12 protein-coding genes are annotated in these 11,463 nt (G+C 72.5%); 7 read left to right on the forward strand and 5 right to left on the reverse strand.

The window, feature by feature from the left end; all coding sequences use genetic code 11:
* Positions 1–76 precede the first annotated feature (76 nt).
* Genes AC1MIR_RS16795 through AC1MIR_RS16810 form a run of 4 tightly spaced genes read left to right on the forward strand, consistent with a single transcriptional unit; the run spans position 77 to position 3,799 of the window.
* Positions 77–304 (forward strand): (2Fe-2S)-binding protein, encoded by a 228-nt coding sequence (locus tag AC1MIR_RS16795; RefSeq protein ID WP_480029327.1) that lies wholly within the window; start codon positions 77–79, stop codon positions 302–304.
* Positions 301–1,758: an FAD/NAD(P)-dependent oxidoreductase gene (locus AC1MIR_RS16800; protein ID WP_480029328.1), complete on the forward strand. Its 1,458-nt coding sequence runs from the start codon at positions 301–303 to the stop codon at positions 1,756–1,758. The genes AC1MIR_RS16795 and AC1MIR_RS16800 overlap by 4 nt, the downstream gene beginning before the upstream one ends.
* Positions 1,758–2,867 (forward strand): NAD(P)/FAD-dependent oxidoreductase, encoded by a 1,110-nt coding sequence (locus tag AC1MIR_RS16805; RefSeq protein ID WP_480029329.1) that lies wholly within the window; start codon positions 1,758–1,760, stop codon positions 2,865–2,867. Before AC1MIR_RS16800 ends, AC1MIR_RS16805 begins: the two co-directional genes overlap by 1 nt.
* On the forward strand, positions 2,864–3,799 hold the full coding sequence (locus AC1MIR_RS16810; protein ID WP_480029330.1) for a dihydrodipicolinate synthase family protein: 936 nt from the start codon (positions 2,864–2,866) through the stop codon (positions 3,797–3,799). The genes AC1MIR_RS16805 and AC1MIR_RS16810 overlap by 4 nt, the downstream gene beginning before the upstream one ends.
* Here the strand turns inward: AC1MIR_RS16810 and AC1MIR_RS16815 are convergent.
* The 5 genes from AC1MIR_RS16815 to AC1MIR_RS16835 all read right to left on the reverse strand — a co-directional run bounded on the left by AC1MIR_RS16815 (position 3,744) and on the right by AC1MIR_RS16835 (position 7,642).
* On the reverse strand, positions 3,744–4,472 hold the full coding sequence (locus AC1MIR_RS16815; RefSeq protein WP_480029331.1) for an amino acid ABC transporter permease: 729 nt from the start codon (positions 4,470–4,472) through the stop codon (positions 3,744–3,746). The genes AC1MIR_RS16810 and AC1MIR_RS16815 overlap by 56 nt on opposite strands.
* 3 nt (positions 4,473–4,475) lie before the next feature.
* Positions 4,476–5,144 carry an amino acid ABC transporter permease gene (locus AC1MIR_RS16820; protein ID WP_480029332.1) on the reverse strand — a complete coding sequence of 223 codons (669 nt, stop codon included), beginning with the start codon at positions 5,142–5,144 and terminating at the stop codon, positions 4,476–4,478.
* Positions 5,145–5,150: 6 nt separating this feature from the next.
* On the reverse strand, positions 5,151–5,978 hold the full coding sequence (locus tag AC1MIR_RS16825) for a transporter substrate-binding domain-containing protein (protein ID WP_480029333.1): 828 nt from the start codon (positions 5,976–5,978) through the stop codon (positions 5,151–5,153).
* A 75-nt stretch (positions 5,979–6,053) separates the two neighbouring features.
* The gene (locus AC1MIR_RS16830) at positions 6,054–7,244 is read right to left on the reverse strand and encodes an MFS transporter (protein WP_480029334.1); all 1,191 of its coding nucleotides are present in this window, start codon (positions 7,242–7,244) and stop codon (positions 6,054–6,056) included.
* Positions 7,241–7,642 carry a VOC family protein gene (locus AC1MIR_RS16835; protein ID WP_480029335.1) on the reverse strand — a complete coding sequence of 134 codons (402 nt, stop codon included), beginning with the start codon at positions 7,640–7,642 and terminating at the stop codon, positions 7,241–7,243. The genes AC1MIR_RS16830 and AC1MIR_RS16835 overlap by 4 nt, the downstream gene beginning before the upstream one ends.
* A gap of 50 nt (positions 7,643–7,692) precedes the next feature.
* On the opposite strand from AC1MIR_RS16835, the gene AC1MIR_RS16840 reads away from it, so the two are divergent.
* The 3 genes from AC1MIR_RS16840 to htpG form a co-directional block, all read left to right on the forward strand.
* Positions 7,693–8,802: an FAD-dependent oxidoreductase gene (locus tag AC1MIR_RS16840; protein ID WP_480029336.1), complete on the forward strand. Its 1,110-nt coding sequence runs from the start codon at positions 7,693–7,695 to the stop codon at positions 8,800–8,802.
* On the forward strand, positions 8,799–9,500 hold the full coding sequence (locus AC1MIR_RS16845) for a TVP38/TMEM64 family protein (protein ID WP_480029337.1): 702 nt from the start codon (positions 8,799–8,801) through the stop codon (positions 9,498–9,500). Before AC1MIR_RS16840 ends, AC1MIR_RS16845 begins: the two co-directional genes overlap by 4 nt.
* Positions 9,501–9,578: 78 nt before the next feature.
* Positions 9,579–11,463 (forward strand): molecular chaperone HtpG (gene htpG / locus AC1MIR_RS16850; protein ID WP_480029338.1); only part of this gene is annotated, 1,885 nt, incomplete at its 3' end.

The following is an 11,463-nucleotide window of genomic DNA, read 5'->3' on the forward strand; positions in this document are numbered from 1 at the left end:
CCCCCGGGCGCCGCGCCCTATCCTCGGGGGGGTGCGGGGGCCCCGCCTACCGCCGGGCCGGGGCGGGCCGGCCGAGGTGGCGTTCAGCTTCGCCGGCAGGGCGATGCGCGCGCCGGTGGGCGAGAGCCTGGCAGCCGCCCTGCTGGCCGAAGGCTTCCGGCGGCTCGGCGAAGGGCCGGGTGCGCCGCGCGCGGCCTTCTGCATGATGGGCACCTGCCAGCAATGCCTGGTGCGCGTGGATGGCCGCCTGGCGCAGGCCTGCCTGACTCCGGTGCGCTCGGGGATGGTGGTGGAGCCGGCATGACGGCGCCGGACCTCGACATCCCGGTCTTCGACATCGCCGTGCTGGGCGCCGGCCCCGCCGGCATGGCCGCGGCGACGGAAGCGGCGCGGCGCGGCGCCCGCGTGGTGCTGCTGGACGAAAGCCCGGCGCCCGGCGGGCAGGTGTATCGCGCGGCGCCGCCCGGCTTCGTCGTGCCGCGCGATGCCGACCGGCGCACCGGCGATGCGCTGCGCGCGGCGCTTGCGGCAAGCGGAGCGGAGTTGCGGCTCGGCCATCGCGTCTGGGGACTGGGCGGCGGGCCGCTGGTGCCGCGGGGCACCGCACCGGCGCCCTTCCGCGTGGATGCGCTGCCGCCCGATGGCGCGCCGGTGACGCTGGAGGCACGCGCTCTTGTGCTTTGCCCCGGCACGCATGAGCGGATCATTCCCTTCCCGGGCTGGACCTTGCCCGGCGTGATCGGGCTGGCGGCCGCGACGATCCTGCTGAAGGCGCAGGGCGTGCTGCCCGGCCGGCGCGTGGTGGTGGCCGGCGCGGGGCCGCTGCTGTACGCCGTCGCGGCGAAGCTGCTGAACGCGGGCGCGGAGGTGGCCGCGATCGCCGATCTCGCGACCCGCGGCGAATGGGCCCGCGCCCTGCCGGCGCTGGCGGCGCGGCCGGACCTGCTGGCGCGCGGCCTTGCCTGGCGTGCGGCACTGGCGACCAAGGGCGTGCCGGTGCTGGAGGGCAACGCCGTGACCGCGGCGGAAGGCGGCGCGGCGGTGGAGCGCGTGCGCCTGCAGGCGCTTGCCGGCGGTGCGTCCGAAAGCTTCGATTGCGATGCGCTCTGCGTGGGCCATGGGCTGGTGCCGGCGACGGAGGCGACACGCGTGTTCCGCGCCGCGCATCGCTACGCGCGCGACTCCGGCGGCTGGGTGCCGGTGCTGGATGCCGACCGGCGCAGCTCCGTCCCGCTTCTCTATGTCGCGGGCGACGGCGGAGGCGTGCGCGGCGCGGCGGCGGCGCCGGCCGCGGGGCGGGTCGCGGCGCTGGCGGCGCTGCGCGACCTCGGGATGCTCGATGGCCGTGCCCATGCTCGGGCCAGGCGCGGCCCGGCGCTGGAGCAGTGGCGCGCAGGGCAGGCGGGCGCGGCGATGGCGCGGATGATGGCGTTGCGGCCGGCGCTGGTCGAGGCGATCGCGCCGGAGACGGTGGTCTGCCGCTGCGAGGGCGTGACACGGGCGGAGATCGAGGCCGCGCTCGACGAGGGCGCCACCGAGATGAACCAGCTCAAGCAATTCACCCGCTGCGGCATGGGTCCCTGCCAGGGCCGCGTCTGCGGCGAGGCAGCGGCGGAGCTTGTGGCGCGCCGCGTCGGCGGGCGGGAACGCGCGGGCTTCGCCACCGGGCGGTTGCCGCTGCGCCCGGTGCCGATGGAAGCCGTGCTGGGCGCGTTCGATTACGCCGACATCCCCGTGCCGGCGCCGGCGCCGCTCTGATGGCGTTCGACGTCGCGATCATCGGCGCGGGCGTGATGGGGTGCAGCACAGCGCTGCACCTGGCTCGCGCTGGCATGCGCGTGGCGCTGCTGGATCGCGGCGCCATCTGCCGCGAGGCATCGGGCGTCAACGCAGGCACGCTGACCATGCAGATGACCCGCGCGGCGCTGATACCCTATGCGCTGCGGGCGCATGAGATGTGGCTGCGCATGCCGGAATGGTGCGATGGCGGCAGCGTGCTGGCGGTGGCCTGCCCGGGTCTTTCGGTCGCCTTCACCGAGCATGAGGCGGCGATGCTGGAGGAACGCGCCAAGGCGCGCCGCGCGGCCGGCGCGCCGATCGAGCTGATCTCCGGCGGGCGGGCGATGGAGATCGAGCCGGGGCTCTCGGACCGCGTGCTGCTCGCCGGGCACTGCCCGATCGACGGGTTTTGCAGCGCCTATCTCACCGGCCGGGCCTTCCGGGGCGCCCTTCTGAATGCAGGCGTCGCGCTGTTCGAGAATCGCGCCGTCTGGGGCGTGGACCGCGAGGCCGGGCGCTTCGTGCTGGAGACCGAAAGCGGCCCGCTGCAGGCGAAGCGCATCGTGCTGGCCGGCGGCGTGTGGCTGGAGGAGATGGCCGCCTGGCTCGGCGTGACGCTGCCGATCAAGGTGCTGATCAACCAGCTCGTCGTCACGGAACGCATCGCGCCGGCGATGCGCACCGTTCTCGGCGTCGCCTCCGGCCTGTTGTCATTGAAGCAATATGCGAACGGCACGGTGCTGATCGGCGGCGGTTGGCAGGGCATCGGCGACCGGCAGCGCGGCGGGCTCGCGGTGCGGGCCGAGAATTTCCGGGGCAATGTGCGCCTCGCCGCGTACACCATCCCGGCGCTGCGCGATGCCCGCGTCGTGCGCGCCTGGCTGGGGCTGGAAGCCGAGACGGCGGATGCGCTGCCCGCCATCGGGCCGATCCCTGGCGTGGACAATGCATGGATCATCGGCAGCGTGCATTCCGGCTACACCAGCGGTCCCTACTTCGGACAACTGCTGGCGCAGGCGGTGCTGGGCGACGCGCCCGAGATGCCGCTGTTTCCAATTGATCGGCTGCTGGCGATGGAGGCCGCATGATCCCCGAAGGTCCGACGCGCTTCCACGGCATCTATCCCTCGACCGTGCTGCCGATGACGAGCGGAGACTTCGCACCGGATTGGGCGGCCTATGCGCGCCACACCGCGCATTGCGTGCTGCGGCCGGGCATCGCCGGCGTGCTGATGAACGGCCATGCCGGCGAGAATTTCGTGCTGAGCCGCGCCGAGAAGCGGCGGGCGGTGGAGGTCGCCGTCGAGACGGTCGGCGCCTCGCGCATCGTCGTCGCCGGGGTGAATGCCGAGAGCAGCCTGGAGGCGGCCGAGGAAGCGCGGGACGCGCGCGCGGCGGGCGCGGATGCGATCATGGTCTTCCTGCCCAACGGCTTCGCCCTGGCGCAGACCACGGAGATGGCGTTGCTGCATCACCGCACCATCCTCGCGGCCGTGCCGGGCATGCCCGCCTTCCTGTTTGCCGCGCATCACGGCGCGGGCCGGATGGCCTTCACGGAAGAGACCTTCGCCGCGCTGCTCGACCTGCCGGAGGTGGTGGGCGTGAAGGAAGGATCCTGGGAGGTGGATCGCTACGACGCGCTGCGGCGCCTCTGCAAGGCGAAGCGCCCGGACGTGGCCTTCTGCGCCAGCGGCGACGAGCACCTGCTGGCCTGCATGGTGCACGGCTCCGACGGATCACTGGTGTCGCTGGCGGATGTGCTGCCGGATGAGATCGCGGCGCTGGACGCGGCCGTGCGCGCCGGCGACCTGGTGTGCGCCCGCACGCTGCACGAGAGGCTGGAGCCGCTGGCCGAGGCGATCTACGGCGCGCCGCCCGGCGGGCGGGCCACCGCACGGCTGAAATTCTGCCTCGCGGAAATGGGCGTGATCCCCGACCCCGCGCTGCGCCAGCCGCAGCCTCCGGTCAGCGGGCCGGAAGCGGCGATGCTGCGGGAGGCGATGCGGGCTTCCGGCTTGTAAGCCGGCGCTCCGCATAGCGACCCAGCGCCGCCAGCGCCCAGCCCAGGAAGAAGTACAGGATCAGCGCCGTGCCGTAGGTGAGCAGCGCGGAGAAGCCGCGCTGCGTGAGCATCTTCGCGGCGAAGGTGATCTCGATGAAGCCGATCTGGCTGACCAGCGAGGTTTCCTTCACCATGGACAGCACATGCGCGATGGAGGGCGGCAGGATCACCCGCCACGCCTGTGGCAGGACGATTTTTCCCAAGACCGTCCAGGGCTTCAGATTCATCGTCAGTGCCGCTTCCCATTGCGTCGGGCGCACGGATTCCAGGCCGGCGCGGATGTTCTCGGCGGCCAGGGCGGACATGCGGATGGCGACGGCTGCAACCGCCACCACCCAGAGCGGCGCTTCCAGCTTGGCGAACTGGCTCAGGAAGAAAACGAGCAGCAGCAGCACAAGGAAGGGGATGCGCCGGAAGGTTTCGACCCACAGGATGCAGAGCGCGCGCAGCGGCGCGAAGGGCACGAGTTGCGGCAGGCGCAGCGCGGCAAGGACGAAGCCGAAGGCATAGCCGATGGCGCAGCCGAGCACGCTGGCGATGACCGTGTTGAGCATCGCCTCCAGCAGGAAACGGATGTTCCACCAGGTGAAGAAGCGCGGCGCCTCCGCGACGATGATGTCCCAGGCCGACATCGGTCAGAAGACCTTGGCCTTGATGCGGAACATCCAGCGCCCCACGAACCAGAGAAGCGTGGAGGCGACGATTGTCAGCGCAATGTAGATGAGAGCGACGAGTGAAAAGATCTCCACGGAACGGAAGGAGATGGCGTTCGCGTTGAGCGCGCGGCCGGTCAGCTCCTCCACGCCGAAGATCGCCGCCATGGAGGTGCCGAGCGTCATGATGATGTAGTGGTTGGAGAGCGCCGGATAGAGCGCGCGGACGACATGCGGCGCGATCACGTACCACACCGTCTGCAGCCGGCTGAAGCCGAGCGTCTCCGCCGCATCCAGCTCGGCGCGCGGGACGGAGGCGAAGCCGCCGCGCTCGATCTCCGTCAGGTAGGCGCCGGCATTCAGCGTCATGCCGATCAGCACGGCCGTGACGGGGGAGAGGATGATGCCCACCTCCGGCAGGGCGAAGAACAGGAAGAAGATCTGGACCAGCTGCGGCGTCCAGGTGAAGAAGCGCACATAGGCGCCGACCGCCACGCGCGCGGGCCAGGGGCCGAAGGTCAGCACCGCCGCGCCGAACAGGCCGATCAACAGGCCGCCGGCAAAGGCGACGGCGGCGATCCAGAGCGCCACCGCCGCACCGACGAGGAAGTCAGGCAGGTACTGGAGAACCTGCCCGTACTGCAGCGACACGCCGGCTCAGAACATCGGGTTGAATGGAACCTGGGTCTTCATCGGCTCGCCGAACCACTTCTGCCAGGTGGCGTTCACGAAGCCGCTGCGGTGCATCTCGAACAGCACCACGTTCAGCACGTCGCGCAGGGTGTAGTTGCCCTTCTGCACGCCGATGCCGACCCAGGTGGAGGAGATCACCTCGTCCAGGATCTTCCACTGCACGCCCTGGAAGTTGCGCAGCGGGACGACGACGGATTCCATCACGTCCACCATCGCATCCGCGCGGCCCTGCGCCAGGGCGCGGAAAGTGTCCGGATAGTTGTCGAGCAGCGTCACCTGCGCCTGCGGCGCATTCGCCTGGATCCAGGGCACGCCGATGGTGCCGCGCACCTGCACCAGCCGCACCTGCCGGTTGTTGAGGTCGGCCAGCTTCGCGATCGGCACGGCAGTCCCCGATTCCTTCGTCAGGACAACGACCGACTGCGTGTGCAGCGGCACGGTGTAGTCGATCACCAGCGCGCGCTGCACCGTGCGGGTGATGGCGCCGAGCACGATGTCGATACGGTCGGCCTGCAGGAAGGGGATGCGGTCGGGGCTGCCGACCTGCACGATCTCCAGCTCGACCCCCATCTGCTTCGCGATCTCGCGCGCGATGTCGGCGTCGAAGCCGTCGATCTGGTTGCGCTCGTTGAAGGTGCCGAAGGGCGGCAGGGTCGGGTTGATGCCCGCGCGCAGCCGCTTGGTGGACAGCACCTGCTCCAGCGGCCGGGCCGATGCGGCGGCCGGCAGAAGCGCGGAACCGGCCGCGGCAGCGGCGAGCGCGAAGAGGTTGCGGCGATCGAAGGCAGGCATGCGGTATCTCCCGTGGCGTGACGTGCCGGGTCGGCGTGGTCCCCTGGGCGGCGTCTTCCGCGCCGCGAGGACAGGCTAAGTCGAGGGTGGAACTCTCCGCAACCCGCCGGCCGCCAGCACCCAGCCCATCGTCGCCGCCAGCAGTCCGGCCAGCAACAGCGGCAGCGCAACGAAGCCCCAGGCGATGCCCGCCAGCGCGCCGAGCAGCGGCGGCGCGAGCAGCTGCATCAGGTTGTTGCCCTGGATCGTCATGCCCACGGCCGGCGATACGAGTTCGGCGCGCGGCACGCTGGCCGGCACCAACGCGAAGCAGGCCGCGGGAACCATCCCGCCGATGGCGGAGGCGAGCAGCGCGAGAACGGTTGCGGCAAGCGCATCCGGCGTGACGAAGACGCCAGCGGCCAGCACGCCCATCGCCAGCGCGCCGAGGATCACGAGGCGCTCGGGCGCGATTCCGCGCCGCATGAGCGCCGCCGCGGCAAGATTGCCCGTGAGGTTCGCCAGCGCGGCGAGCGCCGCGGCACCGCCCGCAACGCCCGTGCCGGTGCCGAGCGATTCCAGATAGGCCGGCAGGAAGGCGGCAACGCCGAAATACACGACGGCATAGGATGCGAAGGCGCCGGCGACGCGCAGCGGCCGGCCCGCGGCCACCAGGTCGCGCAGCAGGTCCCGCACCGGCGCGCGCGGGCCGGCTGCCGCCGGCTGCGGCATCGGCGGCAATAGCTTCCAGCAGAGGACCAGCGCCGCGAGCATCAGCGCCGCGGTCGCGGACCAGGCAACCCGCCATCCGGCGATCTCGACGATCGGCGCGGTAGCCAGGCCGAGCGCGATGCCGCCCGGCATGAAGCAGCCCCAGATGCCCATGGCGAAGGACCGGTCGGCCGGCGCTGCGAGCGTCGCAACCAGCGAAGGCGCGGCGACCACGATCAGCAGGAAGCCCGCGCCTTCCAGGATGCGCACCGCGAACAGCAGATGCTCGCTCGGCGCCAGCGGTGCGACCGCGGCGGCGGCGACGCCGAGCGACAACCCGCCGAGCAGCCCGCGACGCACGCCGAGCCGCGCCACGGCGAGCCCGATCGCCAGCCCGCCCAGCCCGGCCAGCAGCGCGCCGAGCGAGACGACGAGCGCGGCGGTGGCGAGCGAGAGGTCGAACTCGGCGGCGATGGTCGTCATCGCCGCCGGCACCTTGCCGATCTGCGCCGCCGCGGCGAGGCCGGCGAGGACCACCGCCCCGATGGCCGGCCAGCGGCTGCGCTCGGCGCTCATCCCCGGCGCTCGATCAGCTCCACCCGGACGCCGTCCGGCATGCCGAAGAAGGCGATGCGCACGCCCGGCCGCGGCTCCGCGGGGCCGAAGAGCAACGGCACGCCTTTCGCCGCGAGATCCGCGATGGCGGCGTCGAGATCCTCCGTGCCGAGGCCGATATGCTCGAGGCCAAGGAAGGGTGGCGCGGGCGGCGCATGGGTTCCGGGTGGAACCTGCTCGAGGAACAGCGTAACCCCGGCGAGGTCCAGGACGATCCGAAGCCAGGGGCCGGCCTGCATGCGCGCCTTGACCTCGGCGCCGAAGGCGGCGGACCAGAGGCGGGCGGCGGCTTCCGGATCGGGGCTGCGGAGATGGATGTGGTCGAAGCGATAGGTCTGCATGCGCGCAGTCTCGCGCATCGGCGCGGCAGGCGCCATCTCCGCAACGGCGGCATGATGCGCAGGGGACGATGACCGAACGGACGCTGGTGCTGGCGGGGGGCGGGCATGCGCATGTCGAGGTGCTGCGCCAGCTTGCGGCGCGGCCGATCGCCGGCTGGCGCGTCACGCTGGTGACGCGCGAGGTCTTCTCGCCCTATTCGGGCATGCTGCCCGGCGTGGCGGCCGGGCTGTATCGCCCGGAGCAGGCGCTGATCGACACGCGCGCGCTGGCCGCGCGGGCCGGCGCGGCGCTGGTGGTGGATCGCGTCACCGGGCTCGATCCCGATGCGCGGCTGCTGCGGCGCGCCGATGGTGCGCCCCTCCCCTACGACCTGCTTTCGATCGACACCGGCGCGACGCCCGATGCCTCGCGCGTGCCGGGTGCCGCTGAGCATGCCGTGCCGCTGAAGCCGATCGACAGCCTGCTCGCACGGCTCGACGCCTTGTTCGCCGAGGCGGAAGGCGGACAGACCGTGGCAGTGGTCGGCGGCGGCGCCGCCGGCTGCGAGATGGCGCTGGCCATGGCCGCGCGACTCGGCCCGCGCGGCGTGCGGGTGGTGCTGGTGGCGGGCGCGCGCGGGGTGCTGCCGAGCCTGCCGGCGGCAGCCGGGCGACGCATGGAACGGGCTCTGGCGGAGCGCGGGGTCGCGCTGCGCAGCGGCGAGAACGTGGCGGAGGTGACGGCGACGGCGCTGCAATTCCGCGTCGCGCCGCCGGTCGCCGCGGATGTGGTGCTCTGGGCCACCGGCGCGGCGGCGCCGCTGTGGCTGCAGGAGAGCGGGTTGCGGCGGGATGCGCAGGGCTTCCTGCTGGTGGAGCCGACGCTGCAGGCCGTGGACCGGCCCGGCATCTTCGCCGCCGGCGACGTCGCGAGCCTGCTGCCGGAGCCCCTGCCGAAGGCCGGTGTCTTCGCGGTGCGCCAGGGCCCCGTGCTGGCGGAGAACCTGCGCGCGGCGGCGGAAGGGCGCCCCCTGTCCCGCTACGAACCGCAGGCGGATTGGCTGGTGCTGCTCTCGCTCGGTGACGGGCGGGCGATCGGCACGCGCAACGGGCTGGTCTTCGGCGGACGCTGGGTGTGGTGGTGGAAGGACTGGATCGACCGCCGCTTCATGGCCCGCTACCAGGGGCCGGCGTCGTGAGGCGGCTGCGCGACCGGCGGGTGTGGATCGCGCTCGGGATCGTCGCGCTGCTGGCCGCGCTGCGCCTGACGCCGCTTGGCGCGTTCCTGACGCTGGAGACGCTGGCGCGGCACCAGGCGGCCCTCACCGACCTTGTCGCGCGGCACGCGCTGCTGTCCGCGCTCGGCTATGTGCTGCTCTATGTCGTGGTCGTCGCCTTCTCGCTGCCGGGCGCGACGGCGATGACGCTGGCCGGCGGGTTGCTGTTCGGCGCGGTGGCGGCGACCGGCCTCGCGGTGGTGGGCGCGACGCTCGGCGCGACGCTGGTCTTCCTGTTCGCGCGGCGCCTGTTCGGCGCGGATGCGCTGGCGCGGCTCGGGCCGCGGGCGCAGCGGCTGGCCGCCGGGATCCAGCGCGACGCCGCCTCCTACCTCCTGGTGCTGCGCCTGGTGCCGCTGTTCCCCTTCTTCCTGGTCAACCTTGTCCCGGCTTTCGCCGGCGTGCGCCTGCCGGTGTTCGTGGTGACGACCTTCGTGGGCATCATTCCCGCCACCGCGGTCTTCGCGCTGGCAGGCGCCGGATTGGGCGAGGTGCTGGCCGCCGGCGGCGCCTTCGAGATCGGTCGCGTGCTGACGCCGCAGATCCTCGGCGCGCTGCTCGGCCTGGCGGCGCTGTCCCTGGCTGCGATTCCGCTGCGCCGCCGCTTCGCACGGCAGTGATGCGGGCGGGATGGTTGAAAGCTGGCGCGGGCTTTCGCATATCGCTCGCCGCCCGACACCGAGACGGAGCGTGAGCAGGTGAGCGAGACGGTCGAACGGCATGAATTCGGCGCCGAGGTGGGGCGCCTTCTGGATCTGGTGGTGCATGCGCTCTACTCCGAGCGCGAGATCTTCCTGCGGGAGCTGGTGGCGAATGCGGCGGACGCGGTGGATCGCCGTCGCTTCGAATCGCTGACCGGCCAGGCGCCTGCCCTGCCCGAGGACGCGAAGCTCCGCATCCTGCCCGACAAGGCGGCGCGGACGCTGACCATCGCCGATGCCGGGATCGGGATGAGCAAGACCGAGCTCGCGCAGCATCTCGGCACAATCGCTCGGTCCGGCACGCTGGCCTTCGCGCAGTCGCTCGCCGAGGCGCCGGCGGCGGAGAAGCCGAGCCTGATCGGGCAGTTCGGCGTGGGCTTCTACTCGGCCTTCATGGTGGCGGACCGCGTGGAGGTGACCTCCCGCCGCGCCGGCACGGAGGAGGCCTGGCGGTGGGAGAGCGACGGCAGAGGCGAATACACGCTCGCCCCGGCCGAACGCGCCGAGGCTGGCACCGACATCGTGCTGCACATGAAGGCGGATGCGGAGGAATTCCTCGATCCGTGGCGGCTGCAGGCGATCATCCGCAAATGGGCCGACCACATCGCCGTGCCCATCACCCTGCTGCGCGACGGGAAGGAGGAACCGGCGAACGAAGGCACCGCGCTGTGGCGCAAGCCGCGCGCGGAGGTCACCGCCGAGCAGTATCGCGACTTCTACCGCCATGTGGCCCACGCCTTCGACGAGCCCTGGGCCACGCTGCACTGGCGCGCCGAAGGCACGCTGGACTTCTCCGCGCTGCTCTTCATCCCCGCCTCCAAGCCCTTCATGGCAGTGGAGGACAGCCGCGAGAGCCGCGTGCGGCTGCATGTGCGGCGGATGTTCATCACCGAGGAGGCCGGGCTGCTGCCGCCCTGGCTGCGCTTCGTGCAGGGCGTGGTGGACACCGAGGACCTGCCGCTGAATGTCAGCCGCGAGATGCTGCAGGCAACACCCGTCCTCGCCCGCATCCGCAAGGCGGCGACGGGGCGCGTGCTGTCGGAGCTGAAGGCGAAGGCCAAGGATGCCGAGGCCTATGCGACGTTCTGGGAGAATTTCGGCCCGGTGCTGAAGGAAGGCGCGTGGGAGGATGCGGAGCACCGGAACGATGTCGCTGCACTGTTGCGCTTCCGCTCCTCCGCCGTGGAGGGCTGGACCTCGCTGGCCGACTATGTCGGGCGGATGAAGGAGGGACAGGCCGCCATCTACATCCTGGTCGGCGACGATCCCGCGGCGCTGGCGAAGTCGCCGCAGCTCGAAGGTTTCCGGGCCAGGGGCGTCGAGGTGCTGCTGCTGTCGGACGGCATCGACGCCTTCTGGCCGGAACAGCTCGGCGCGTTCGACGGCAAGCCGATCCGCAGCATCACCCAGTCCGGCGCCGATCTCTCCGCCATCGCGGGCGGGGCGGCGGAGGGCGAGGCGGCGGATCTCACCCTGCTGCTGCCGCGCCTGAAGGACGCGCTGAAGGACGAGGTCAGCGAGGTGCGCGCCACCGATCGTCTGGTGGACAGCGCGGTGGTGCTGGCCGCGGCGCAGCACGGGCCGGACCTGCAGATGGCGCGCATCCTGCGCCGAGCCGGGCGCGGCTTCGGCGCCCAGCCGGTGCTGGAGGTGAACCCGCGCCACCCGCTGATCCGCAAGCTCGCCGAAGGTGCGGCCACGGACACGACGCTCGCGGAGACGGCGGGCCTTCTGCTGGACCTGGCGCGCGTGCAGGATGGCGAGGCGCCGCGCGACCCGGCGGGCTTCGCGAAGCGCGTGGCGGCGGCGCGGGGCCGCGGGGGGGGCGCCGCGCCCCCCGGGGGGGTGGGGGGGGGGGGGGAGCCCGCCCCGGGGGGGCGCC

It is taken from the genome of Falsiroseomonas sp. RANM36 (assembly GCF_056682175.1).

Coding starts and splice junctions, on each gene's coding strand:
- AC1MIR_RS16800 (WP_480029328.1), top strand. CDS start 301: ATGACGGCGCCGGACCTCGACATCCCGGTCTTCGACATCGCCGTGCTG.
- AC1MIR_RS16805 (WP_480029329.1), top strand. CDS start 1,758: ATGGCGTTCGACGTCGCGATCATCGGCGCGGGCGTGATGGGGTGCAGC.
- AC1MIR_RS16810 (WP_480029330.1), top strand. CDS start 2,864: ATGATCCCCGAAGGTCCGACGCGCTTCCACGGCATCTATCCCTCGACC.
- AC1MIR_RS16815 (WP_480029331.1), bottom strand. CDS start 4,472: ATGTCGGCCTGGGACATCATCGTCGCGGAGGCGCCGCGCTTCTTCACC.
- AC1MIR_RS16825 (WP_480029333.1), bottom strand. CDS start 5,978: ATGCCTGCCTTCGATCGCCGCAACCTCTTCGCGCTCGCCGCTGCCGCG.
- AC1MIR_RS16830 (WP_480029334.1), bottom strand. CDS start 7,244: ATGAGCGCCGAGCGCAGCCGCTGGCCGGCCATCGGGGCGGTGGTCCTC.
- AC1MIR_RS16835 (WP_480029335.1), bottom strand. CDS start 7,642: ATGCGCGAGACTGCGCGCATGCAGACCTATCGCTTCGACCACATCCAT.
- AC1MIR_RS16840 (WP_480029336.1), top strand. CDS start 7,693: ATGACCGAACGGACGCTGGTGCTGGCGGGGGGCGGGCATGCGCATGTC.